21 protein-coding genes are annotated in these 23443 nt (G+C 66.2%); 8 read left to right on the top strand and 13 right to left on the bottom strand.

What is annotated here, in order from left to right; translation table 11 throughout:
• Positions 1–8 precede the first annotated feature (8 nt).
• From C380_RS03535 to C380_RS03515, 5 genes are all read left to right on the top strand, one after another.
• Complete coding sequence (locus C380_RS03535; protein ID WP_015012519.1) at positions 9–782, top strand: endonuclease/exonuclease/phosphatase family protein; 774 nt, start codon at positions 9–11, stop codon at positions 780–782.
• Positions 779–2029 (top strand): cardiolipin synthase ClsB, encoded by a 1251-nt coding sequence (gene clsB / locus C380_RS03530; RefSeq protein ID WP_015012518.1) that lies wholly within the window; start codon positions 779–781, stop codon positions 2027–2029. The genes C380_RS03535 and clsB overlap by 4 nt, the downstream gene beginning before the upstream one ends.
• A gap of 17 nt (positions 2030–2046) precedes the next feature.
• The gene (locus C380_RS03525; protein WP_015012517.1) at positions 2047–3102 is read left to right on the top strand and encodes a lysylphosphatidylglycerol synthase domain-containing protein; all 1056 of its coding nucleotides are present in this window, start codon (positions 2047–2049) and stop codon (positions 3100–3102) included.
• A gap of 200 nt (positions 3103–3302) precedes the next feature.
• Positions 3303–5021, top strand: a complete 1719-nt coding sequence (locus C380_RS03520) for an NAD(P)/FAD-dependent oxidoreductase (RefSeq protein ID WP_015012516.1) — start codon at positions 3303–3305, stop codon at positions 5019–5021.
• Positions 5018–5560 (top strand): VUT family protein, encoded by a 543-nt coding sequence (locus tag C380_RS03515; protein WP_015012515.1) that lies wholly within the window; start codon positions 5018–5020, stop codon positions 5558–5560. The genes C380_RS03520 and C380_RS03515 overlap by 4 nt, the downstream gene beginning before the upstream one ends.
• A 33-nt stretch (positions 5561–5593) precedes the next feature.
• Here C380_RS03515 and C380_RS03510 read toward each other — a convergent pair whose 3' ends face one another.
• A complete protein-coding gene (locus C380_RS03510) occupies positions 5594–6937 on the bottom strand; it encodes an amidohydrolase (protein WP_015012514.1) in 1344 nt (447 codons plus the stop codon).
• A 122-nt stretch (positions 6938–7059) separates the two neighbouring features.
• On the opposite strand from C380_RS03510, the gene C380_RS03505 reads away from it, so the two are divergent.
• Together C380_RS03505 and C380_RS03500 are read left to right on the top strand one after the other, a co-directional pair.
• Positions 7060–8127, top strand: a complete 1068-nt coding sequence (locus C380_RS03505) for a GlxA family transcriptional regulator (protein WP_043566015.1) — start codon at positions 7060–7062, stop codon at positions 8125–8127.
• A 173-nt stretch (positions 8128–8300) separates the two neighbouring features.
• Positions 8301–9821 (top strand): DASS family sodium-coupled anion symporter, encoded by a 1521-nt coding sequence (locus C380_RS03500; RefSeq protein ID WP_015012512.1) that lies wholly within the window; start codon positions 8301–8303, stop codon positions 9819–9821.
• Positions 9822–9830: 9 nt separating this feature from the next.
• Here the strand turns inward: C380_RS03500 and C380_RS03495 are convergent, their stop codons facing one another.
• The 6 genes from C380_RS03495 to C380_RS03470 form a co-directional block, all read right to left on the bottom strand.
• Entirely contained in the window at positions 9831–11414 is a 1584-nt protein-coding gene (locus tag C380_RS03495) for a methyl-accepting chemotaxis protein (RefSeq protein WP_015012511.1), read from the bottom strand.
• Positions 11415–11650: 236 nt separating this feature from the next.
• A complete protein-coding gene (htpX, locus tag C380_RS03490; protein WP_015012510.1) occupies positions 11651–12532 on the bottom strand; it encodes a protease HtpX in 882 nt (293 codons plus the stop codon).
• A gap of 183 nt (positions 12533–12715) precedes the next feature.
• Positions 12716–13489, bottom strand: coding sequence for a DUF3025 domain-containing protein (locus tag C380_RS03485; RefSeq protein WP_015012509.1), 774 nt, complete (start codon positions 13487–13489; stop codon positions 12716–12718).
• Positions 13474–14514 (bottom strand): dihydroorotase, encoded by a 1041-nt coding sequence (gene pyrC / locus C380_RS03480; RefSeq protein WP_015012508.1) that lies wholly within the window; start codon positions 14512–14514, stop codon positions 13474–13476. Before pyrC ends, C380_RS03485 begins: the two co-directional genes overlap by 16 nt.
• Positions 14515–14644: 130 nt before the next feature.
• Entirely contained in the window at positions 14645–15634 is a 990-nt protein-coding gene (locus C380_RS03475) for a tripartite tricarboxylate transporter substrate binding protein (protein WP_015012507.1), read from the bottom strand.
• A gap of 65 nt (positions 15635–15699) precedes the next feature.
• Positions 15700–16881 (bottom strand): M20 family metallopeptidase, encoded by a 1182-nt coding sequence (locus tag C380_RS03470; protein WP_015012506.1) that lies wholly within the window; start codon positions 16879–16881, stop codon positions 15700–15702.
• Positions 16882–16980: 99 nt separating this feature from the next.
• On the opposite strand from C380_RS03470, the gene C380_RS03465 reads away from it, so the two are divergent.
• A complete protein-coding gene (locus tag C380_RS03465; protein WP_015012505.1) occupies positions 16981–17901 on the top strand; it encodes a MurR/RpiR family transcriptional regulator in 921 nt (306 codons plus the stop codon).
• Between the two features lie 107 nt (positions 17902–18008).
• Here the strand turns inward: C380_RS03465 and C380_RS03460 are convergent, their stop codons facing one another.
• From C380_RS03460 to C380_RS03435, 6 genes are all read right to left on the bottom strand, one after another.
• Positions 18009–18746, bottom strand: a complete 738-nt coding sequence (locus C380_RS03460) for an amino acid ABC transporter ATP-binding protein (protein WP_015012504.1) — start codon at positions 18744–18746, stop codon at positions 18009–18011.
• A 40-nt stretch (positions 18747–18786) separates the two neighbouring features.
• The gene (locus tag C380_RS03455; protein ID WP_015012503.1) at positions 18787–19452 is read right to left on the bottom strand and encodes an amino acid ABC transporter permease; all 666 of its coding nucleotides are present in this window, start codon (positions 19450–19452) and stop codon (positions 18787–18789) included.
• A 1-nt stretch (position 19453) separates the two neighbouring features.
• Positions 19454–20212, bottom strand: a complete 759-nt coding sequence (locus tag C380_RS03450; protein WP_015012502.1) for an amino acid ABC transporter permease — start codon at positions 20210–20212, stop codon at positions 19454–19456.
• A 108-nt stretch (positions 20213–20320) separates the two neighbouring features.
• On the bottom strand, positions 20321–21220 hold the full coding sequence (locus C380_RS03445; protein ID WP_015012501.1) for an amino acid ABC transporter substrate-binding protein: 900 nt from the start codon (positions 21218–21220) through the stop codon (positions 20321–20323).
• Between the two features lie 118 nt (positions 21221–21338).
• Positions 21339–22235: an amino acid ABC transporter substrate-binding protein gene (locus C380_RS03440; RefSeq protein WP_015012500.1), complete on the bottom strand. Its 897-nt coding sequence runs from the start codon at positions 22233–22235 to the stop codon at positions 21339–21341.
• A 181-nt stretch (positions 22236–22416) separates the two neighbouring features.
• Positions 22417–23349, bottom strand: a complete 933-nt coding sequence (locus C380_RS03435) for a LysR family transcriptional regulator (protein ID WP_015012499.1) — start codon at positions 23347–23349, stop codon at positions 22417–22419.
• Positions 23350–23443: the final 94 nt, after the last annotated feature.

Genomic DNA, 23443 nt, shown 5'->3' with positions numbered 1-23443 from the left:
AACTGCCCATGGCCCCGAACTCCGCGACAGACTCTCAGCCTATTGCGTTCAAGGTGCTCACCGTGAACGTGCACAAGGGCTTCACCACCTTCAACCGGCGCTTCATGCTGCATGAGCTGCGCGAGGCCGTGCGCGACGTGGCGGCGGACCTGGTGTTCTTGCAGGAAGTGCTGGGCACGCACCACCGGCATGCCAGCCGGTTCGCCAACTTTCCGCAGGTGCCGCACTACGAGTTTCTGGCCGACTCCCTCTGGTCGCAGTACGCCTACGGGCGCAATGCGGTTTACGACAACGGCCACCATGGCAATGCGCTGTTGTCCAAGTTTCCTATCACGCACTACGAGAACCACGACATCTCGGTGAGCGGGCCCGAGCGGCGCGGGATGCTGCACTGCGTGCTGCAGCCCCCGGGGCACCATCTGCCCGTGCACGCAGTCTGTGTGCACCTGGGCCTGCAAGAGGCGCACCGGCAGCACCAGCTGCGCCGCGTATGCGATCTGGTCAACAGCTTTCCCGCCAATGAGGCTGTGGTGCTGGCTGGGGATTTCAATGACTGGCGCCACCGCGCACACGACATCCTGCACCGCGAAGCGGGCTTGCAGGAGGTGTTTGTGCAGGCCTTTGGCCGGGCGGTGCGCACGTTTCCCGCGGCGATGCCGCTGCTGGCGCTTGACCGCATTTATGTGCGCAACGCCACCGTGCACTCGCCGCTGACGCTGCCCAAGAAGCCGTGGGACAAGCTCTCGGACCATGCGCCCCTGGCTGCGGAGATCCTGCTATGAAACGCCCTGCCTTCAGCACGCCCCGCGCCCTGCGCGCACCCCGGTCCTCGCGCTGGGTGCCCGGCAACCATTTTGAGTTGCTAGAAAACGGCGAGGAGTTCTTTCCCCGCGTGTTCCAGGCCATTGCCGACGCCCGGCGCGAGGTGATGCTGGAGACCTTCATCCTGTTCGAGGACAAGATCGGCCAGCAGCTGCACGCGGCGCTGCTGGCGGCCGCCCAGCGGGGTGTGGAGGTACACGTGCTGGTGGACGGCTTTGGCTCACCCGACCTGTCAGACCGGTTTGTCGGCAGCCTGGTGGAGGCGGGCGTGCACTTTCGCATCTTTGACCCGGGCCGCCGCTTCCTGGGCCAGCGGCTGAACATGCTGCGCCGCATGCACCGCAAGATCGTGGTGGTGGACGGGCACCTGGGGTTCATTGGCGGCATCAACTACTCGGCCGACCATGTGGCCGACTTTGGCCCCGAGGCCAAGCAGGACTACGCCGTGCAGGTGCGCGGCCCCATCGTGGCGCAGATGCACCACTTCACTCGCGAGGCTGTTCTGAGCCGCCAGGAGCGCAAGCGCCACCAGGCTGCCGGCATCACCGGGCGCCCGCACGCGGGCACCGCGCACGCGATGTTTGTGACACGGGACAACCAGCAGCACACCAACGACATCGAGCGCCATTACCGCGTGGCCCTGCGCGCAGCGCGCAGCCGGGTCGTGATTGCGAATGCCTACTTCTTCCCCGGCTACCGCTTCATCCGCGAGATGCGGCGCGCCGCGAAACGGGGGGTGGATGTGCGCATCATCCTGCAAGGCCAGCCCGACATGCCCATCGTGAAGACGGCGGCCAGCCTGCTGTATGACCACCTGCAGCGCGCAGGGGTGCGGGTGTACGAATACTGCGACCGCCCGCTGCACGGCAAGGTGGCGCTGGTGGACGAGGACTGGTCCACCGTGGGCTCCAGCAACCTCGACCCGCTGAGCCTGTCGCTGAACCTGGAGGCCAACGTGATCATCCAGGACCGCGCCTTCAACACCCACCTGCACAGGCGCCTGTCGCACCTGATGGAGCACAGCTGCAAGCAGGTCGAAGCCACAGCGCCCAGCCGCTGGAACGGCCTGCGCCTGCTGCGCAGCTATGCGGTGTTCCATCTGCTGCGCTGGTTCCCCGCCTGGGCGGGCTGGCTGCCCCGGCACGAGCCCCACATCACGCTCGCCAACCCGGGTGCCGCAGAGCCCGCAGGCAGCCCCGCCACCTGAGCGGGCAGGCGCACCCCATGGCCACCCCCACGCTGCACGCGGACACCCAGGCGGGCGGCGCCACCGACGCCCTGCAGGCGCCATCCAGCAGAAGCAGCAACCGCCACACCCCCAGTGGATGGCGCTACTGGCCGCAGCAGGCCTGGTGGCCCTGGCTCACCCGGGGGCTCGCCATCGCCTTCTTTGCGGTGGTTGCCGCGCTGATCTTTCGGCAGGCGCGCACGGTGGACTGGCCCGCCGTGCTGCAAGCCCTGCGCGATCTGCCCACCGCCGCACTGGCGCTGGGCGGCGCGCTGGCGCTGCTGAGCCACTTCACCTACGGCAGCTTTGACTGGGTGGGGCGCCATTGCAGCGGCCACCGCCTGCCGCGTGGCACCACCCTGGCCATCGCCATGACGAGCTATCCGTTCACGCTCAACCTGGGCTCGCTGATCGGGGGGGTGGGCGTGCGCTACCGGCTGTATGCCCGGCGCGGCGTGGCCCCCGGCACCATCGGCCAGGTGGTGGGCACCAGCATCGTGACCAACTGGGTGGGCTACCTGCTGCTGGCCGGGGTGCTGGCCTGGCTGTGGCAGCCGCCTGCAGTGGCCGGGTGGACGGTAGCGCCCTGGCAGTGGCGCCTGGGCGGCACGGTGCTGGGCTGCTTGCCGCTGGTTTACCTGGCACTGTGCGCGGTGCGCAGAGGCCGTGCAATCACGCTGCGGGGTCACGCTTTTCCACTGCCGCGCTGGCCCGTGGCTCTGTGGCAGATCGCGGCATCGGCCACCAACTGGATGCTGATGGGCGCCGCACTGTGGGCGGTGTTGCAACACCAGGTGCCCTACCCCGCCGCCCTGGCCACCGTGCTGCTGGGGGCCGTGGCCGGGCTGGTGCTGCGCGTGCCTGCAGGCCTGGGCGTGCTGGAGGCCGTGGGCGTGGCGCTGCTGGCCACCGACGCATTGGGGCAGGAACAGGTGCTGGCGGCACTGCTGGCCTACCGGGCGCTGTACTACTTTGGGCCCTTGGTGCTGGCGGCCGTGGCACTGGGCGTGGCCGAGCTGCGATGGCGCCAGCGGCCTGCCCAGGACGCCTAAACACGTCCTGACAACAAAAATTCAGCCAAAACCGCCGGATGCGCTAGTGCAAAATGCCTTGATTGCTATCATTTTTTATAGCCAGCGCCTCCCACACCCCGGTCGCGTAGGCCGGTGGGGTTCCGCCCGCTGCGCAGACCCCGTATCATCCCGGCCCCACGCCATTGCTTTTCGCCCGATCGACACGGGCCCGCAAGACCATGATCCGACTCTCTGAAATCCGGCTGCCGTTCACCGCTGCCGAAGCCCCCGAGGCGCCCCTGCGCGCCGCTGTCACCCACATCCTGGGCATCTCCGACGCCGACATCGCCCACCTGCACGTCTTCAAGCGCAGCTTTGATGCCCGCAAGGCCGATCTGCTGGCCGTGTACATCGTGGACATCACGCTGGCCCAGCCCGAGCGCGAAGCCGCGCTGCTCGCCCAGTTTGCAGGCAACCCGCACATCCAGCCCACGCCCGACATGGCCTGGCACCCCGTGGGCCAGGCACCTGCCAACCTGCCCCTGCGCCCTGTGGTGGTGGGCTTTGGCCCCTGCGGCATTTTTGCGGCACTGGTGCTGGCGCAAATGGGCTTCAAGCCCATCGTGCTGGAGCGCGGCAAGACCGTGCGCGAACGCACCAAAGACACCTGGGGCCTGTGGCGCAAGCGCGAGCTGCATGCCGAAAGCAACGTGCAATTTGGCGAAGGCGGCGCAGGCACCTTCAGCGACGGCAAACTCTACAGCCAGATCAAGGACCCACGCCACCTGGGCCGCAAGGTGATGAACGAGTTCGTCAAAGCCGGTGCTCCCGAAGAAATCCTGTATGTGGCCCACCCGCACATCGGCACCTTCAAGCTGGTGAAGGTGGTGGAGAACCTGCGCGAGCAGATCATTGCGCTGGGCGGCGAGATCCGCTTTGAGCAGCGCGTGACGGACGTGATCATTGAAGGCACAGGAGCCAATCGCCACCTGCGCGGCCTCAAGGTGCTGAACCAGGCCACGGGCGAAACCACCGAGCTGCGGGCCGACCATGTGGTGATGGCGCTGGGCCACAGCTCGCGCGACACCTTTGCCATGCTGTACGAGCGCGGCGTGGCGATGGAGGCCAAGCCGTTCTCCGTGGGCTTCCGTATCGAACACCCGCAGGGCGTGATCGACCGCGCCCGCTGGGGCCGCCACGCGGGCCACCCGCTCTTGGGTGCGGCCGACTACAAGCTGGTGCATCACGCCAGCAATGGCCGCGCGGTGTACAGCTTTTGCATGTGCCCCGGCGGCACCGTGGTGGCCGCCACCAGCGAGCCGAACCGCGTGGTGACCAACGGCATGAGCCAGTATTCGCGCAACGAGCGCAATGCCAACGCGGGCATGGTGGTGGGCATCGACCCGCGCGACTACCCGCAGGACGCGCAGGCGTTTGAAACCCACCTGGGCCAGACCTACGGCGTGGAAGCAATGCCCGCCGGGCAGTTCCACCCGCTGTCGGGCAGCGTGCTGCAGCGCCAGCTCGAATCCAACGCCTTTGTGCTGGGCGGGCGCGACTACAGCGCGCCGGGCCAACTGGTGGGCGAGTTCATTGCCGGCAAGCCATCGACCCAGCTGGGCAGCGTGGAGCCGTCGTACAAACCCGGCGTGGCCCTGGGCGACCTGCACGCCGCCCTGCCCGGCTACGCCATTGAGGCGCTGCGCGAGGCCTTGCCGGTGTTCGGCCGAAAGTTCAAGGGCTTTGACATGCACGACGCGGTGCTGACGGGCGTGGAGACGCGCACCTCGTCGCCGCTCAAGATCGGGCGCGGCGACAACCTGCAAAGCCTGAACACGCCCGGCCTGTACCCGGCGGGCGAAGGCGCCAGCTACGCGGGCGGCATTCTGTCGGCGGGCGTGGATGGCATCAAGGTCGGTGAAGCCGTGGCGCGCAGCCTGCTCGGCGCGGCCGCATGATGCGGGCGCCCAGCCTGCCGCAGTTTGCAGCGGCGACCCTGGCCATGGCCGCCGTGGTGCTGGCGTCCAACATCCTGGTGCAGTTCCCGCTCAATGACTGGCTCACCTGGGGCGCCATCACCTACCCGGTGGCTTTTCTGGTGAGCGAACTTGTGAACCGCGCCCACGGCCCGCAGCAGGCGCGGCGGGTGGCGTGGGTGGGGTTTGCGGTGGCGGTGGCGGCCTCGCTGGTGCTGGCGCCGGTGCGCATTGCCATCGCGTCGGGCACCGCGTTTTTGCTCTCGCAGTGGCTGGACATCAGCGTGTTCGACCGCCTGCGCCACGGTACCTGGTGGCGCGCGCCGCTGGTGGCCACGCTGCTCGCAGCGGTGCTGGACACCGCCGTGTTCTGGAGCATTGCGTTTGCAGGCACCAGCGACCCGTGGGTCACCTGGGCGCTGGGGGACCTGGGCGTGAAGCTGGGGCTGGGGGTGGCGCTGCTGCTGCCATTTCGCCTGCTCATCGGCCGCCAGCTGGCAACGCACCACCGCGCGGCCTGAGCCGCACGGCGCCCGTCTTCTTTCCGCTTCTTTTTACTTGCGCTGCAAAAAGTCCACGGCCAGCGCGGCCAGACTGCGTGCGCCGGTGGGCAGCTGGTCTTCGTCGATGTCGAACAGCGCAGAGTGGTTGGGCGGCGCCTTGGCAAACTCCTTGCCCTTGGGTGGCGCACCCAGGAAGTAGAAGAAGCCCGGCACGACCTTCTGGAACTCCGAGAAGTCTTCGGACCCAGCGACCTTGGGGATCACCATGGTCTTGCCGCCCATCGCCAGGTTCAGCGCGGGCAGCGAGGCCTGCGTGAGCTGGGCGGGGTTGGTGGTCACGGGATAGGCCACGGGGCCAAAACGCACGCTGGCCTTGGCGCCGCTGGCAGCAGCAATCGACTCGGCCGTGGTGGTGATGCGCTTGAGCGCTTCCTGCCGCATGTCTTCGTCAAACGTGCGCAGCGTGCCCAACATCTCCACCTTGTCGGGGATGATGTTGTAGCGCGTGCCGCCCTGGATCTGGCCGATGGTGACCACGGCCGGTTCCTGGCTGATGTTGAGCTGGCGGCTCACCACGGTCTGCAGGCCCATCACCACCTGGCTGGCGGCCACGATGGGGTCGATGGTGGCCCAGGGCGACGAGCCATGGCCACCCCGCCCTTCCACATGGATGGTGATGTTGTCCGACCCGGCCATCAGCGGGCCGCTGCGGTAGCCCACCACGCCACCAGGCAGGTTGGAGGTGATGTGCAGCCCGTAGATGGCCTGCACGTCCTTGAGCGCACCGGCTTCGATCATGGCCTTGGCGCCGAAGCTGGGCACCTTGCCGCTGGCATCGGGCTCCACCGGCGCGCCCTCTTCGGCGGGCTGGAAGATGAACTTGATCGTGCCGGGCAGCTGGGCCTTCATGCCCGCCAGCACTTCGGCCGCGCCCATCAGCATGGCGGTGTGGGCGTCATGGCCACAGGCGTGCATCACAGGCACTTCCTTGCCCAGGTAGTTGGCCTTGGCCTTGCTGGCAAACGGCAGACCGGTGTTCTCCTGCACGGGCAGCGCGTCCATGTCGGCGCGCAGGGCCACCACCTTGCCGGGCAGGCCGCCCTTGAGCGTGCCCACCACGCCGGTGCCGCCCACGCCGGTCTGCACTTCCATGCCCAGCTTCTTCAGGTGCTCGGCCACCAGCTTGGCGGTGCGCACTTCCTGGCCCGAGAGTTCGGGGTGGGAATGGATGTCGCGGCGCCAGTTGACCATCTTGGGCGCCACGGCCGTCACGGCGGCGTCGATGGCCTGCAGGCCGGCGGCATCCAGCGCCTGGGCCTGGGCGGACGATGCGAACGTGAGCCCGCTGAGAAGCAGGCCGGTGGCCAGCGAGATGGCAGAGAGGGGTTTGTGCATGAGGCAGATCCGTGCAGGAAGTGAAAACAAAAGGGAACGCAGCAAAAAACGCACGTTCATGCTACGGGCCCACCCCGCGCTGCAGACAAGCGAAAATGGCCATCCACAGAGCCAATATCGCCATGCCCCGTTCTTCTGTCCTGTCTGCGACGGCACCGGTTTTTCGCATCGACATCCCGCTGCTGCCCGAATCAGCGGTGGGCAACGCACTGCAGTTCATCGACCTCTTGCGCGGCGCCAACCTGCTGGCCGGCCTGCGAGGTGGTGCAGGCTCGCCCCGCCTAGCCTGGCGGCTGCTGGATGCCCAGGGCCAGCCCCTGCCGCACCAGCCGGGCCCGCTGGCGGTCTACACGCAGCCCACGGCGGCGCCGGCCGACAGCCCCGCACAGGCCTGGTTCATCCCCTCGTTCCACGCGGCCGACATCCCGGCCATCCGCGATGTGGCGTCGCGCCACCGCGCCCTCTCGCGCCAGATCGGCATTGCGCTGGATGCCGGGCACAAGGTGCTTACCGTGGGCAACGGTGCCTGGCTGGCGGCGCAGAGCGGGCGCCTGCAGGGCCGCCGCGGCTGCCTGCCGTGGTTCTACCTGGCCGGGTTTGAGCGGGACTTTCCCGAGGTGGGGCTGGACGCCGGTCACGACCTGAGCGATGACGGCCCCTGGCTCAGCTGCGCGCTGCCCCACAGCCTGGGGGAGATGGCGATTGCTCTGGTGCGCCACGCGCTGGGCGATGCGCTGGCCCAGACCTGCGCCAGCGTGCTGCGGCCCGACCACGACCGCGCCCGTGCCGCCCTGCAGGCCAACGCGCAGCAACACATCCCCGCCACACGCGACAGCACCCTGGCCCGCGCCATGGCCTGGATGGAGAACCATCTGGACGAACCGTACTCGCTGGCCCGATTGGCCGAAGCGGCGGCGGTGAGCCCGCGCACCTTGCTGCGGCACTTTCAGCAGGAGCTGTCGCAGTCGCCGCTGGACCACTTGCACAGCCTGCGCTGCGCACGCGCCAAGGTGCTGCTGGAGGTGACGCTGGAGAGTGTGCCCAGCATTGCGGTGGCCTGCGGCTATGCCGACCCGGCTGCGTTCCGCCGCATCTTTGTGCGCTACACCGGCATGGCACCGGGGGAGTACCGCAAGCGCCACGCCTTGCGTGCGCCGCGCAGGCGCTGGCGGGTGGATGTGGGGGCATGAGACGCAGCAGCCTCTCCGCCCCGCTGCGAACGCGGTCCCACCACCGTTCCTCCTTGACCTGAATCAACACCCGCAGCGGACAGCGCGCAACACTGGAAGCCCTTGGGCCGACCATGCATCCGCACGCGCGGCGCAAGGGTTCGCGCCCAGCGCGCCTTCACCGGAGCCACCCCATGTCCACTGCCGCACCGACCACATCCCCGGCACCTGCCCCTGCATCGGCGAGCCTCGCCAAACGGCTCGGCCTGCTCGGCGCCCTGGTGGCGCTGCTGGCCGTGCTGGCCTTGCCCACCCCGGCCGGGTTGCCGGTGGCGGGGCAGACCATGCTGGCCATCCTCGCGTTCGCGGTGATCGTCTGGATGACCGAAGCGCTCGAATACTCGGTGAGCGCGGTGGTGATCGTCGCGCTGATGGTGTTCTTGCTGGCCTACGCACCCAGCGTGGCCAAACCCGATGGCGCGGACATGGGCACGGGCGCGGCGCTGAACCTCGCACTCTCGGGCTTTGCCAACAGCGCCGTGGCGCTGGTCGCTGCCGCGTGTTTCATTGCGTCGGCCATGACCGCCACGGGGCTCGACCGGCGCATCGCGCTCACGGTGCTGTCCAAAGTCGGCGCCCAGACGCACCACATCGTGATCGGGGCCATGGTGGTGGGCTTTCTGCTGTCGTTCATCGTGCCCAGTACCACGGCGCGCGTGGCCTGCCTGATGCCGATCATGATGGGCTTTGTGCTGGCCTTCAAGGTAGACCGCAAGAGCCGCTTTGCCGCGCTGCTGGTCATCACCACGGCGCAGACGGCCAGCATCTGGAACGTGGGCGTCAAGACCGCCGCCGCGCAGAACATGGTGGCCATCGGCTTCATCGAAAAGCAGCTCGGTGCGCAGATCACCTGGGGCGAATGGTTTGTGGCGGCCGCCCCATTTGCAGCCCTGATGACGGTGGCGCTGTTCTTCATCATGACGCGCATGATGAAGCCCGAGATGAAGGAAATTGCGGGCGGGCAGGAGACCATTCGGCAGCAGCTGGCCGAACTGGGCCCGATGACGCTGAACCAGTGGAAGCTGCTGGCCGTGGTGCTGGTGCTGCTGGGGTTCTGGTCCACCGAGAAGGTGCTGCACGACTTTGACACCACCTCCACCACCATTGCTGCCGTGGCGCTGATGCTGTTTCCGCGCATCGGCGTGATGGACTGGAAGCAGTCGCAAAAGGGGTTCCCGTGGGGTACGGTGGTGCTGTTCGCGGTGGGCATCAGCGTGGGCTCTGCGCTGCTGCAGACCAAGGCGGCGGGATGGCTGGCCCAGCTCATCGTGGGCCACCTGGGCCTGCAGATGGCGTCGGCCTTTGCCATCCTGATGCTGCTGTCCGCGTTCCTGATCGTCATTCACCTGGGCTTTGCCAGCGCCACGGCGCTGGCGTCCACCATGATTCCCATCGTCATCAGCGTGCTGTCCACCGTGCAGACGCCTGGCATCAACATCGTGGGCATGACGATGATCCTGCAGTTCGTGGTGAGCTTTGGCTTCATCCTGCCGGTGAACGCGCCGCAGAACATGATCGCCTACGGCACCGACACCTTCGACGCGCACGACTTCGTGCGCACCGGCATCGTGATCACGCTGACCGGGGTGATCCTGCTGGTGGTTTTTGCGCTGACCTACTGGCCGTGGCTGGGGCTGATGGTGACCCGCACCTGACCTGCAGGCTTACCGCAGCGCCTTCTGGCCCCCAGCGGCTGCAGGCAGGCGGAAGGCCTCCACCAGCTCGGCCAGTTGCTGCGCCTGCACGCGCAGGCCTTGCGCGGCGGCGGACGACTCTTCCACCAGCGCGGCGTTCTGCTGGGTCATCTGGTCGAGCTGCGAGACCGCCTCGCCCACCTGGCTGAGGCCCGTGGTCTGCTCGCGGGCGGCAGTGCTGATCTCGCCAATGATGGTAGCCACCTGCTGCACGGACTGGACGATCTCGCCCATGGTGCTGCCAGCGGCGTGGACCAGCTGCGTGCCCTCGTCCACCTGCCGTACGCTGTCGCTGATCAAGCCCCCGATCTCCTTGGCCGCCGTGGCCGAGCGCTGGGCCAAGCTGCGCACTTCGCTGGCCACCACCGCAAAGCCCCGCCCCTGCTCGCCCGCACGGGCCGCCTCCACGGCAGCGTTCAGCGCCAGGATGTTGGTCTGGAAGGCAATGCCATCGATGACGCTGGTGATGTCCGCTATGCGGCGCGACGACAGCGCAATGCCATCCATGGTGCCCACGACACGGTCCACCGCCTCGCGCCCGCGCTGGGCGACGCTGCTGGCGCCAGTGGCCAGGGTGCTGGCCTGCGCAGCCGCGTCGGCGCTGTGGCGCACGGTGGCCAGCAGCTCCTCCATGCTGGCGGCGATCTCTTCGAGGTTGGAGGCCGTCTGCTCGGTGCGGGCCGACAGGTCGCTGTTGCCCGCCGCGATCTCGCTGCTGGCCCCGGCCACCGACGTGCTGGCCTGGCGCATGCCCACCACCAGCTCGGCCAGCCGCGCCTGCATGCCGCCCAGGCGCGCCAGCAGCGCTTGCAGTTCGTCGCGGTTACCCGCCTGCGGCGCGGGCACGGGGGAGGTGAGGTCGCCTTCGGCAATGCGGTCAGTCACTTCGGACGCATGGGCCAAGGGCTGCAGGATGGAGCGCGACAGCAGCCAGGCGCAGGCCAGGCTCAGCAGCAGGCCCACCAGCGAGCCCGCTGCCAGCAGCGTGATGCCCTGGCTCTCGCTGCGGGCCGCAGCGGCGCGCGCCTCGGCCACGCGCTGGCGCTGGTAGTCGGCCAGCTTGTCCACGGCAGCGGCATAGGCGTCAGCGGCAGGGCGCAGCTGGTTGGCAATGGCGTCGGGCGGCAAGGCCTCGCCCGCCTTGCGGCGCTTGACGAGGTCGTCCCGAACCGTGCGAAAGCCGTTGCCGGCCTTGTCAATGGTGTCGAACAAGGCCTGCGATTCCGGGTCTGCCGCCAGCTCGTCCAGGCGCTTGCGTACTTCGGACGAGCGGGCCGAGGTGGTCTTGCGGTCGGCGTCGATGCGTGCCGCATAGGTGGGGTTGTTATCGATCTCCAGCAGCGTTTCGGCGCGGGCCGAGCTGAGCACCACGATGGCGTGCAGCTCCCGCGCCAGCAGCGCGCGCTCGGACGACGCACCGCCCAGGTCGTCCGCAATGTCCTGCAGCCCGGCCAGCCGCCAGATGCCCACCGCCGCCGACAGGGACATGACGAGGCAGACCACACCAAAAGCCAGGGCCAGGCGGACGGCAACACGTGCGTGGGAGATGGACATGGGAGGCTCTCGTGAGGGTGATTGGGACAACGCGGGCCTACCGTTCAGGGAGGCACCCGTCGGGAATGTATCGACAAAAGGTTACAAGTCCTTGAGCCGGCACACAACAGGCCCCACCCTGCCGGAGCGCCAAAGCAACAGCCGCCCAACAGCTGCCCGCACACCCACAAAAAAAGCCGCCACAGTGCAAGACTGTGGCGGCCCTCGGGTCGGTCAGGCGCAGCGCCTGCAGCGGGTTAATGCTGCTGCTGAGCGTTTTGCAACGCAGCAATGCGCTCTTCGATGGGCGGGTGGGTGCTGAACAGCTTGCCAATGCCACCGGCGATGCCCATGGCCGCCACGCTCTTGGGCAGCTCGCCGGGGTGCATGCCGCCCAGGCGGGCCAGCGCGTTGATCATGGGCTGGCGGCGTCCCATCAGCTGGGCAGCGCCTGCGTCGGCGCGGAACTCGCGCTGGCGGCTGAACCAGGCCACGATCATCGCGGCCAGGAAGCCCAGCACGATGTCGAGCACGATGGTGGTCACGTAGTAGCCGATGCCGGGGCCCGAGCTGTTCTCGTCGTTCTTGCGCAGAAAGCTGTCCACCGCATAGCCAATCACGCGCGACAGGAACACCACAAAGGTGTTCATCACGCCCTGGATCAGCGTCATGGTCACCATGTCGCCGTTGGCGATGTGGGCCACTTCATGGCCGATCACGGCCTCGACCTCTTCGCGCGTCATGCCCTGCAGCAGGCCGGTGGACACGGCCACCAGCGCCGAGTTCTTGAACGCGCCCGTGGCAAAGGCATTGGGGTCGCCTTCAAAGATGCCGACTTCAGGCATGCCGATCTGGGCCTGGTCGGCGAACTTGCGCACGGTCTCGACGATCCAGCGCTCGTCGGGCGAGCCGGAGCCGTCGATCACGCGCACGCCCGAGGTCCACTTGGCCATGGGCTTGCTGATGAGCAGCGAGATGATCGCGCCGCCAAAACCCATGACCAGCGCGAAGCCCAGCAGCGCGCCCAGGTTCAGGCCGTTGGCCGTGAGGTAGCGGTTGACGCCCAGCAGGCTGGCCACCACCCCCAGCACGACAACGACGGCCAGGTTGGTCATCACAAACAAAAGGATCCGCTTCATGGAATGGTTTCTCCGTGGGGTAAACAACAACGAGTGTTTGCTGGCTCAGATGGGGGCCGGGTGCCGCGCTTCAAGCGCCGCCACCCTGGGTGACAACGGCACCCGCCCCATGGCCGCGATTGCATCGCGCTATGGTAGGTGCAAACCCCGGCCAGGGCCTTATCACACAAGGCTTGGCGGGAATTACGGCACAGGCGCTGCGCGCAAGGGCCGGAACACCTGCGCATCGTCATAGAAGCCCGGCGCCTCGTTGGCAGGCCACCAGCCGGGCACGCCCAGCACCGGCAGCGGCGTGAAGGGCTTGGTGGACCATGCCGAGGCTTCTACCTGATCGGCCAGCCACCCATCCACATACGCTATTGAATTCATAGCTACCGGCGCATGAAATACGTGCGCCACCATGGGTTTTCGTGGAGAGACCAGCTTTTCGAGCAGTGCGTGCCCGAACAGCACCAGCCGGGCCTCGCGCCACAGCGGGCGCAGGTCGATGAACAGGCGCTGCCAGTCCCTCGCCCGGAGCGCGTCCCACAGGGCATCCGGCGCCTGCAGCAGTGCGCCGTTTTCATCAAACACCGTGAGTGCATCGCGCAGCGGTCCGCGCACGGCCTGCACGCCATCGGCGGCGATGGCCTGGGCCTGCAGCTGGTTCAGGCGCCGCTTGGTTCGCGGAAACTGCAGCCAGACCAGGCCGTTGAAGAAGTCGTGCAGGTTGTCGCGCGTGGGCACACGGCGGGTGTCCCAGATGTACTGCTCGTAGGCGGTGCCTTCGGGTAGGTCGGACTGGGGGACGAAGACCACCGGGGCAGCCTGTGGCGCTGCGGTCTGCAATGTCTGGTGCACCGATGGGTCATCCTGCAGCAGCTGCTGGGCCAGGGGTTGGCCCAGGGCGCGCCACGGCGCCAGCCAGGGAGCGCTCCAGTCGATGGCGTCGAAAGGCTGACTTACACCAGCCGCCACGGCAGGGCTTCACCGGCGCGCAGGGGCTTGAGTTCGGCTTCGCCAAACGCAAAGCTGTCGGGCGGTGTCCACGACTCGCGGCGCAGGGTGATGGTGCCGGTGTTGCGCGGCAGGCTGTAGAAGTCCGGGCCGTGGAAGCTGGCAAAGCCTTCGAGCTGGTCGAGCGCACCGGCGTTGTCGAATGCCTCGGCATACATCTCGATGGCGGCGTGGGCGGTGTAGCAGCCCGCGCAGCCGGTGGCGTGCTCCTTGAGGTGCGCCGGGTGGGGTGCGCTGTCGGTGCCCAGAAAGAACTTGCCGCTGCCGCTGGTGGCGGCCTGCACCAGGGCCACGCGGTGCGTTTCGCGTTTGAGCACGGGCAGGCAGTAGTAGTGCGGACGCACGCCGCCGATGAAGATGGCGTTGCGGTTGTACAGCAGGTGGTGCGCGGTGATGGTGGCGGCCGTGAAGCGGTCGGCCTGCATCACGTAGTCGGCCGCGTCCTTGGTGGTGATGTGCTCGAAGACGATCTTCAGCTCGGGGAAGTCGCGGCGCAGCGGGATGAGTTGCTGCTCGATGAACACGGCCTCGCGGTCGAACAGGTCGATGTCGCTGCTGGTGACCTCGCCGTGCACCAGCAGGAGCATGCCGGCCTTCTGCATCGCTTCGAGCGTTTTGTAGGTCTTGCGGATGTCGGTCACGCCCGCATCGCTGTTGGTGGTGGCGCCTGCGGGGTAGAGCTTGCAGGCCACCACGCCGGCGGCCTTGGCGCGCACGATTTCTTCGGGCGGCAGGTTGTCCGTCAGGTACAGCGTCATCAGCGGCTCGAACTGCATACCGGCGGGCACGGCGGCCAGGATGCGCTGCTTGTACGCCAGGGCCTGCTCGGCCGTGGTGACCGGTGGGCGCAGGTTGGGCATGATGATGGCGCGGCCGAACTGGGCGGCCGTGTGCGGCACAACGGTGTGCAAGGGCTCGCCGTCGCGCACATGCAGGTGCCAGTCGTCGGGGCGGGTGATGGTGAGGGTTTCGGGGGCTGCAGTCATGGGTGTGATTGTCCCATTGTGGGCAAGAGGCTCCCAAACGCTCTCATTTTCATAGCTGTCAAGGCATATGAACGTAGCGCTACCGAGCAAAATCGCTCAAAACCGGCGCGCTACGGGCAGGTGGACCGGTTTATTCGGCGGTGATGCCCGCGCGTTTGACGACTGCGCCGAACTTCACCATGCGGTCGGCCATCATCTTTTCGAACGCAGCGGGCGGCATCTCTTCCGGCACGATCACGCCCCGGTCCTTGAGGTTGGCCACCATGGCGGGCGACGTGGCCACCTGGCGCACGGCTTTGTACAGGGTCTGCACCACAGACTCGGGCGTGCCGGCCGGGGCGGCCAGACCGGTCCAGGAGGTAAGGTTCAGCTCGGGGTGGCCCACCTCGGCCATGGTGGGCACGCCCGGCAGCTGCGGCAGCCGCTGGTCGGCGGCCACAGCCAGGGCGCGCACCTTACCCGCCTGGATATGCGGCAGCATGATGACCAGGTTGTCGAGGATGAACTGCACCTCGTTGCCCAGCACGCCCGTGATCAGCGGCGTGCCCCCACGGTAGGGAATGTGCGTGGTGAACACGCCCGTGGACACCTTGAGCATTTCCACATTGAGCTGGCCCATGCTGCCCACGCCGCCGCTGCCGTAGTTGAGCTTGCCCGGGTTCTTCTTGGCGTAGTCGATGAACTCCTTGAAGGTCTTGAACGGCAGGCTGCTGTGCACCACCAGCGCGTTGGGCTGGCGGCCCAGGATGGCGATGTTCTCAAAATCCTTGACCGGGTCGTAGCCGATCTTGGGCTGGGTCAGCGGGTTGGCCAGGTGACTGCTTTGCGACGACACGACCAGGGTGTAGCCATCGGCCTTGGAGCGCGCCACATACTGCGCGCCCACCGAGCCACCCGCGCCGGCGCGGTTTTCCACCACGATGGGCACGCCCAGCACGCGCGACAGCGGCTCGGAATACTGGCGCGCCATGATGTCCACCGACCCACCCGGCGGGAAGGGCACCACCAGCGTGATCGGGCGCGAAGGGAACTTGTCTTGCGCCATGGCGGGCAATGCAGCAAGGCCTGCGAGGCCCAGGCCAGTGGTCAGGAGATGGCGGCGGGAAGTGGTGGCGGTCATGGCAGTCAAGGAACTCAGAAAACGGGTCAAAACAGGTCCAGCAGGTCCCACAGGGACGGAAAGAATCAGGGGTGTGCCAGCACGGCCAGTGCCACGGCTTGTGCGCGGGGCACGAAGGTGGACAGCTCGCAGTACTCGCGCTCGGTGTGCGGGTGGCCGCCCACGGGGCCGGTGGCGCACAGCGTGGGCACGCCCACCGAGGCGGTGAGGCCGCTGTCGGCCGCGCCGCCGGTGAACTCGCCCTGCACCTCAAAGCCCAGCGCACGCGCGCCCTGCTGGTACAGCGCCAGCAGGTAGTCGGGCGTGGGCTTCATGGGCAGAGAGCGGCGCGTGGTGGTGATGCGGCCCTGGGTGCGGGGCACGCATTCATCTTCGACGATGGCGCGCACGCGCTCCAGCAGGTCGTCAGGGTTGGTGTCGGCGGTAAAGCGCAAGTCCACCTCGGCGCGCGCGTGAGGGGCCACCATGTTGGGCACGATGCCGCCCTGCACCACGCCCACGTTGCAGGTCACGCCCGTGGCAGTGTCAGTCAGCGCGTGCAGCGCCAGCGTCTTGCGCGCCAGGGCGTCAATGGCGCTGGCACCTGCGGCGTGGTTGATGCCCGCATGTGCGGCCACGCCCTGCACCTCGAACTCCACCACCATCGAGCCCTTGCGGCTGGTGACCACGTTGCCGCTGACGCGGCCGGGCTCGGCATTGAACACTGCACGCGCGCCACGCACGCGGGCCATGATGAGATCGCGCGTGGCGGGCGAGCCGACCTCTTCGTCACACGAGAAGAACAGGTGCAGAGGGGCCTTCAGCCCACCGCAGCGTGCAAAGGCCTCGGCGACAAACACATTGAGCACCAAGCCCGACTTCATGTCGGCCACGCCGGGGCCATAGGCGCGCCCCGCTTCTTCGCGGTAGGGGCGCTTGGCCACCGTGCCATCGGGAAACACCGTGTCCATGTGCCCCATGAGGATGATGGGCGCGCCATCGGCTGCAGCGCCCTCTGCCGGGTTGACCTGCGCGTGCAGCAGCACGCCATAGCCGGGCACGGGCTCGAACTGCACGGGCACGCCGGCCGCCTGCAGGCGCTCGGCCAAAGCATGCGCCACCGCCGTCACGCCCGCTTCATTGCGGCTGCCGCTCTCGATGTTGACCACTTTTTGCAACAGGTCTTGCATGGCCTGCTGCTGCCGGGCCAGCCAGTCCAGCACCTGAGCATGCACCGGCAGTCGGGTTTCGTTCGGGGTATTGAGCATCTTTGTCCTTGGGAAACGCCCGGGTGGGGGCAAAATTTGGGTCGCAGTGTTGCATGCGACTCCGGGCTTTGCAACGTATTTTGCACGATTGAGTACTTTATGAAATCATCATTGCAAGAATCCACCGCCTTGCTCACCGAGCGGCTGGCCCGCCAGGACGCCGACCTGACCGCCAGCGAACGGGCGCTGGCCGAGGCCCTGGGGCGCGACTACCCCCACGCCCTGCTGGAGTCCGCCACCGCCCTCGCTGCGCGCACTGGCACCAGTGCATCGACCGTGGTGCGGCTGTTTGCCAAGCTGGGCTACGGCAGCTATGCCGAGGCCCAGCGTGAGGCGCGGGCCGAGGTCACTGCCCTGCTGCAAACGGCCGGGCAGCGCGCCCCAGTCACCATCGGCACCCGACGCAGCCTGCAGCAGTGTGTGGACGATGCGCTGCTGCACGACCAGCACAACCTCACCACCACGCGCGACGGACTGGACATGGCGGCCTTCGAGGCCATGGTGACGCGCATCGCACAGGGCAAGGGGCGCATTTTTGTGCTGGCGCAGATCAACAGCGCCCCGGTGGCCGCCTGGCTGGCGCTGCACCTGAACATGTGCCGCCCCGGCGTGCACGAGCTGGGGGCTGGCGCGGTGGACGCAACCGACCAGCTGCTGTGGATCCAGCCCGAGGACGCTTTGCTGGTGTTCAGCATCCGCCGCTACGCCAGCGGGCCGGTGAAAGTGGCGCAGCGCTTTCGCGACGCGGGCGCCCAGGTGCTGGCCATCACCGACAGCGCCGCTGCGCCCTTGGCCGCCATGGCCCACCTCCGGCTGCAGGTACGCACATCCAATGCGTCGCCGTTCGACTCGTACACCGCTGCGTTCTTCCTGTGCAATGCGCTGGTGTCGGCCGTGGCGCAGCTGCGGCACAAGGCGGTGTCCGAGGCGCTGAAGCGGCGCGACGACCTGTGGACGGATTTTGAGTCCCAGCTCATTGTGGAAGGCCCTTCGCCCTCCGGTCGAAGGGGCAAGCGCTAGCCTGCGCGCAGCACGCGTCTCCAGCAACCGGGGGGCCATGAAAAAAGCGCTCCGAGGAGCGCCTTTTCGTTGCACCGCGCCGTGCGACGCGGAGTGCAAGGCAGCATTCAGTGCTGCAGGATCTTGTTGAGAAAGTCCTTGGTGCGGGGCTGGCGCGCATCGGGGTTGTTGAAGAACTCGTCCTTCGAGCAGTCTTCCAGGATCTTGCCGCCCACGTCCATGAAGATCACGCGGTTGCTCACCTTGCGCGCAAAGCCCATTTCGTGGGTCACACACATCATGGTCATGCCTTCGTTGGCCAGGCCCACCATCACGTCCAGCACTTCGCCGACCATTTCGGGGTCGAGCGCCGACGTGGGTTCGTCGAACAGCATCACGATGGGGTCCATGGAGAGAGCGCGCGCGATGGCCACACGCTGCTGCTGGCCGCCCGAGAGCTGGCCGGGGAACTTGTCCTTGTGCGCAATCAGGCCCACACGTTCCAGCATCTTGAGGCCGCGCTTCTTGGCGTCGTCCGCGCTGCGGCCCAGCACCTTGATCTGCGCGATCGTCAGGTTGTCCGTCACCGACAGGTGGGGGAACAGCTCGAAGTGCTGGAACACCATGCCCACACGGCTGCGCAGCTTGGGCAGGTTGGTGCTGGGGTCATGCAGCTTCACGCCATCGACCGTGATCTCGCCCTTCTGGAAGGGTTCGAGCGCATTGATGGTCTTGATGAGCGTGGACTTGCCGGAGCCCGACGGGCCGCACACCACCACCACTTCACCCTTGTTGATGGTGGCCGAGCACTCGTTGAGTACCTGCACCGGGCCATACCACTTGGATACGTTCTTGAGTTCGATCATTTCTTTTTCCTCAATCCAATCTCTTTAGCACCAGCGTCGATCAGCGGATGATCGCGATCTTCTGGTGCAGGCGCTTGACCATCCAGGACAGCGCGTAGCACATCACGAAGTACAGAACCGCAGCCGCCAGGTACGCCTCGATCGGACGGCCAAAGTTCTTGCCTGCCACTTCAAAGCCCTTGAGCATGTCGTAGGCGCCAATGGCATAGACCAGCGACGTGTCCTGGAACAGGATGATGGTCTGCGTGAGCAGCACGGGCAGCATGTTGCGGAACGCCTGGGGCAGCACCACCAGCTTCATGTTCTGGCCGTAGGTCATGCCCAGCGCCTGGCCTGCATACACCTGGCCGCGCGGGATGGACTGGATGCCCGCACGCATGATTTCGCTGAAGTACGCCGCTTCAAAGGCGATGAAGGTGATGACGGCAGACACTTCCGCACCGATAGGGCGGCCGATGATGGCCGGCACCAGCAGGAAGAACCACAGGATCACCATCACCAGCGGGATGGAGCGCATGCCGTTGACGTAGATGGTGGCGGGCACATCCAGCCACTTCTTGCCCGACAGGCGCATGAGCGCCAGCACGGTGCCGAACAGCACGCCGCCTACGGTCGCCACCAGCGTGAGGATCAGGCTGAAATACAGCCCCTTGAGCACGAAGTTGGAGATCAGGTCCCAGTTGTAGAAGGAGAAATCGAGATTCATATCAATGCCCCCCTCCGGCCGCGCCACTCACAACCATGCCCGGGATGCGCGCACGCTTTTCAATGAAGGCCATGATGCGGTTGATGGCAAACGCCGAGAGGATGTACAGCGTAGTCACCGCCAGGTAGACCTCAATGCCGCGCGAGGTTTCTTCCTGCGCCTGCATGGCGAACATGGTGAGTTCGGCCACCGACACGGCAAACGCCACGGACGAGTTCTTGAAGATGTTCATCGTCTCGCTGGTCAGCGGCGGAATGATGATGCGAAACGCCATGGGCAGCAGCACATAGCGGTAAGTCTGGAACGTGGTGAACCCCATGGCCATGCCGGCGTACCGCTGGCCGCGTGGCAGGGCCTGAATGCCCGAGCGCACCTGCTCGGCGATACGCGCCGAGGTAAAGAAACCCAACGCCAACACCACCAGCGCAAAACCGGGCACGCCGCGCAGCACCGGGAACAGGGTGGGCAGCACGTGGTACCAGAGGAAAATCTGCACCAGCAGCGGAATATTGCGAAACAGCTCGACCCAGGCATTACCCAGCCGAACGATCATCGGACGGTCCTGCAACGTGCGCAGCGTACCGATGATGGAACCCAACACAAGTGCCAGCAGCAGCGCCAGCAGCGAAACGGACACGGTCCAGCCCCAGGCCGACAGCATCCAGTCCAGGTACGTGATGTCGCCGCCCTTGCCAAAGCAGCTTTGCACGACTTCCCGGTCCATGGTGTCCTGGCAGAACACCTGCCAATCCCAACTCATAGGAGCACCCCTTCAAATTTTGGTTATGCGTTGGGCGCCACCCTTGGCCCACCCAACAAAAAAGCCCCTTCAAACCGGTTGGCCGAAGGGGCACAAGCGTTGCGAAGATTACTTCTTGGCGTAGTCTTCCATGGGCTTGTCGTTGGGGTTGGCCCAGGCTGCCTTGGTGGCGTCAGACATGGGCAGACCGATCTTGGTGTTGGTCGGTGGCACGGGTTGCATGAACCATTTGTCGTACAGCTTGGCCAGCGAGCCGTCGGCGATCTGGCGCTTGATGGAGTCGTCCACGGCCTTCTTGAAGGCAGGGTCGTCCTTCCGCAGCATGCAGGCGATGGGTTCCACGCTCAGAACTTCACCAACGATCTTGTAGTCGGCGGGGTTCTTGGACTTGGAGATGTTGGCAGCCAGGATGGAGCCGTCCATCACGAACGCGTCAGCGCGGCCGGTTTCCAGCATCAGGAAGCTGTCAGCGTGGTCCTTGCCGAACACTTCCTTGAAGTCGATGCCGCCAGCACGTTCGTGCTTGCGCAGGGTCTGCACGGAGGTGGTGCCGGTGGTGGTGGCCACAGTCTTGCCGTTCAGGTCCTTGATGGAGTTGATGCCCGAATTGGCCTTCACCACGGTGCGCACTTCTTCCACGTAGGTGGTCACGGCAAAAGCCACGTCCTTCTGGCGGGCGGCGTTGTTGGTGGTGGAGCCGCACTCCAGGTCCACAGTGCCGTTGGTCACCAGGGGGATGCGGTTCTGCGAGGTGACGGGCTGGTACTTGATGTCCAGCTTGGCCAGGCCCAGCTGCTTCTGGATGTCGTGCAGGACGATTTCACCCATTTCGGTGTGGAAACCCACGTACTTGCCGTTGCCCAGCGTGTACGAAAGACCCGAAGACTCGCGCACGCCGAGCGTCACGCTGCCGGAGGCCTTGATCTTGGCCAGAGTGTCATTGGCCTGGGCAAATACGCTGCCAGCAGCCAAGGCGGTCACGGCAACCGCGAGCAAATGTTTCTTCATAGGGATCTCCTTGTGTTGAAAACGAAAAAAGGGGCGGATTTTAGAGACAAGGGCCTGCCGGGGGTAACCAGTCAGAACCACACTCCAAAAAGGGGTAGTACGCAACCCAGAGTATTAGTCAGAACGGGACCTGGTCTGTAGGGTATTTCCAGAAGTCGCGCAACAAGTAACTGACCGGCAGGTTCAGCACCGTGTTGTTGGGCGGAATGGGTTTGTTGAACCACTTGTCGTAAATCGGATAAATCTCGCGGCTGGTGATCAGGCGGCGCATTTCCTCGTCCACCAGCTTTTTGAACTCGGGGTCGTTCTTGGGCAGCATGATGGCCAGGGGCTCGGTCGTCATGAAGCGGCCCACCACCTTGAGCGCCTTGGGGTCGGGCCGCCCTGCAGCCAGTCCGTACAGCAGCACGTCGTCCATCACAAACGCGTCGGCCTCGCCCTTTTCCACCATCTCCACGGCCTTGGCATGGTCGGGCGCCTCCACGATGGTGATGCCCATCAACCGTTCACGGTTGGCCTGGTCGGCCGCCTTCAGGGGCGTGGTGCCTTTGGTGGACACCAGTTTCTTGCCATTGAGGTCCTCCACCTTGTCAATGCTGCTGGAGGCCTTGACCAGGAGCCGTGCTCCAGTGATGAAGTGGGGAACGGTGAAGGCCACCCTCTGGCGCCGCTCGGCATTGTTCGTCGTGGAGCCACACTCAATGTCGGCCTTGCCCTGTTCGATCAATGCCATGCGGTTGGCCGAGGTGGCAGGCACCAGATCGATCTCCATGTCCTTCTTGCCGGTCTTCTTGCGCACCAGCTCGGCCATGCGCAGGCACAGGTCCATCGCATAGCCCACAGGTTTGCCCGACTGGCTGTCGATGTAAGAGAAAGGCACCGAGGATTCGCGGTAGGCAATGACCAGCTTGCCGCCCCCGGCCACGCGTTCCAGCACGCTGGTCTGCGCAGACGCACCGACCGCACAGCACAGTGCTGCGAGGCCCCAGGCCCATACCCAATGCTGAATTTTCATACGATGCCTCTGTGACGGAATGAACCGGGTTTGCAATCTTCGTGCCACCGTGGGGCCCTTCCAAGGCACACGCTGCGCTCTACCGATCCGGCGATGGCGCAGACTGTACGTGTCCAACCGATGAAATTCCAATGCCGTTTGGGCGCACAACTATGCAAACTGTTTATGTCCGTATTTACCCTTAGCATGAGGCCGCTTGGGCCTGCAGGTAGGTCCACAGCGCTTGCGCTGTGCCTTTGGGGGCATCCTTGCCATTGGGCTTTTCGCGGTAGGCGCGCACATCCATGGTCATTTGCAGGCCTTCGGCGTCCGGGGGTGCGGCACTGACGAGGCGGCGCGAGCGCAGTTCCTTCTTCACGGCGCTGTGCGGCAAGAAGGCCACGCCGTGCCCTTCCAGCGCCATGGCCTTGAGGCCCTCGGCCATGTCGGTCTCGTACACGCGCTCCAGGTGGATGGGTGTCTGCGACTGCTTGAGGATGAGTTCGGTCACCCGCCCCAGGTAAGCGCCGGGCGCATAGCCCAGGTAGGGCAGCGGCTGCCCCGCTCGGCCCGGCAGGCGGTGCACGGGCTGGCCGTCAGCGTCGGCCTTGCTGTAGGGCGATAGCACCTCCTGCCCCAGGCTGACCATTTCATAACGGTCGGCGTCGAGCTGAAACGGCTGCGAAGGGTGGTGGTAGGCAATCAGCAAATCGCAACCGCCCTCCACCAGCCGCATCACGGCGTCGTGCACATTCAGCGCAATCAGGCGGCTTTTGAACGGGCCGAACTTGTCGTGCAGGCTGGACACCCAGGCCGGGAAGAACGTGAACGCCAGCGTGTGGGGCACAGCAAACTCGATCATGTCCTTGCCCGCGCTGGTGTGCGCACGCAGCATGGCGCGCGTGTTCTGCAGCGACTGGAGCATCTCCAGGGCCTGGTCGTAGAGGGTTTTGCCGGCCGGGGTCAGCCGGGTGGGGTAGGAGCTGCGGTCCACCAGATCGGTGCCGGCCCAGGCCTCCAGCGCCTGGATCCGCCGCGAGAACGCGGGCTGGGTCACATGCCGCAGCTGCGCTGACCGGCTGAAGCTGCGGGTTTCCGCAAGACTGACGAAATCTTCAAGCCACTTGGTTTCCATCGGCGCATTATCCGCGCGCGGGCTGGAGCCTGCTGGCCGCAGGCATGAGGGTTTACACAGTGCGGACGCGGCGCACCAATGGTGTGCATGCATA

It is taken from the genome of Acidovorax sp. KKS102, from assembly GCF_000302535.1.
GTDB lineage: Bacteria > Pseudomonadota > Gammaproteobacteria > Burkholderiales > Burkholderiaceae_C > Acidovorax.
The sequence above is the reverse complement of the archived record's forward strand: the minus strand, read 5'-3'. Positions and strand labels throughout refer to the sequence as shown.

What these genes read in the sequence shown, in the direction of transcription:
- C380_RS03450 (WP_015012502.1), bottom strand. Translation starts at nt 20,212, where the DNA reads ATGAGTTGGGATTGGCAGGTGTTCTGCCAGGACACCATGGACCGGGAA.
- C380_RS03435 (WP_015012499.1), bottom strand. Translation starts at nt 23,349, where the DNA reads ATGGAAACCAAGTGGCTTGAAGATTTCGTCAGTCTTGCGGAAACCCGC.
- C380_RS03520 (WP_015012516.1), top strand. Translation starts at nt 3,303, where the DNA reads ATGATCCGACTCTCTGAAATCCGGCTGCCGTTCACCGCTGCCGAAGCC.
- C380_RS03440 (WP_015012500.1), bottom strand. Translation starts at nt 22,235, where the DNA reads ATGAAAATTCAGCATTGGGTATGGGCCTGGGGCCTCGCAGCACTGTGC.
- htpX (WP_015012510.1), bottom strand. Translation starts at nt 12,532, where the DNA reads ATGAAGCGGATCCTTTTGTTTGTGATGACCAACCTGGCCGTCGTTGTC.
- C380_RS03500 (WP_015012512.1), top strand. Translation starts at nt 8,301, where the DNA reads ATGTCCACTGCCGCACCGACCACATCCCCGGCACCTGCCCCTGCATCG.
- clsB (WP_015012518.1), top strand. Translation starts at nt 779, where the DNA reads ATGAAACGCCCTGCCTTCAGCACGCCCCGCGCCCTGCGCGCACCCCGG.
- C380_RS03535 (WP_015012519.1), top strand. Translation starts at nt 9, where the DNA reads ATGGCCCCGAACTCCGCGACAGACTCTCAGCCTATTGCGTTCAAGGTG.
- C380_RS03455 (WP_015012503.1), bottom strand. Translation starts at nt 19,452, where the DNA reads ATGAATCTCGATTTCTCCTTCTACAACTGGGACCTGATCTCCAACTTC.
- C380_RS03495 (WP_015012511.1), bottom strand. Translation starts at nt 11,414, where the DNA reads ATGTCCATCTCCCACGCACGTGTTGCCGTCCGCCTGGCCCTGGCTTTT.
- C380_RS03515 (WP_015012515.1), top strand. Translation starts at nt 5,018, where the DNA reads ATGATGCGGGCGCCCAGCCTGCCGCAGTTTGCAGCGGCGACCCTGGCC.
- C380_RS03460 (WP_015012504.1), bottom strand. Translation starts at nt 18,746, where the DNA reads ATGATCGAACTCAAGAACGTATCCAAGTGGTATGGCCCGGTGCAGGTA.
- pyrC (WP_015012508.1), bottom strand. Translation starts at nt 14,514, where the DNA reads ATGACTGCAGCCCCCGAAACCCTCACCATCACCCGCCCCGACGACTGG.
- C380_RS03505 (WP_043566015.1), top strand. Translation starts at nt 7,060, where the DNA reads ATGCCCCGTTCTTCTGTCCTGTCTGCGACGGCACCGGTTTTTCGCATC.
- C380_RS03470 (WP_015012506.1), bottom strand. Translation starts at nt 16,881, where the DNA reads ATGCTCAATACCCCGAACGAAACCCGACTGCCGGTGCATGCTCAGGTG.
- C380_RS03510 (WP_015012514.1), bottom strand. Translation starts at nt 6,937, where the DNA reads ATGCACAAACCCCTCTCTGCCATCTCGCTGGCCACCGGCCTGCTTCTC.
- C380_RS03445 (WP_015012501.1), bottom strand. Translation starts at nt 21,220, where the DNA reads ATGAAGAAACATTTGCTCGCGGTTGCCGTGACCGCCTTGGCTGCTGGC.
- C380_RS03465 (WP_015012505.1), top strand. Translation starts at nt 16,981, where the DNA reads ATGAAATCATCATTGCAAGAATCCACCGCCTTGCTCACCGAGCGGCTG.
- C380_RS03525 (WP_015012517.1), top strand. Translation starts at nt 2,047, where the DNA reads ATGGCCACCCCCACGCTGCACGCGGACACCCAGGCGGGCGGCGCCACC.
- C380_RS03475 (WP_015012507.1), bottom strand. Translation starts at nt 15,634, where the DNA reads ATGACCGCCACCACTTCCCGCCGCCATCTCCTGACCACTGGCCTGGGC.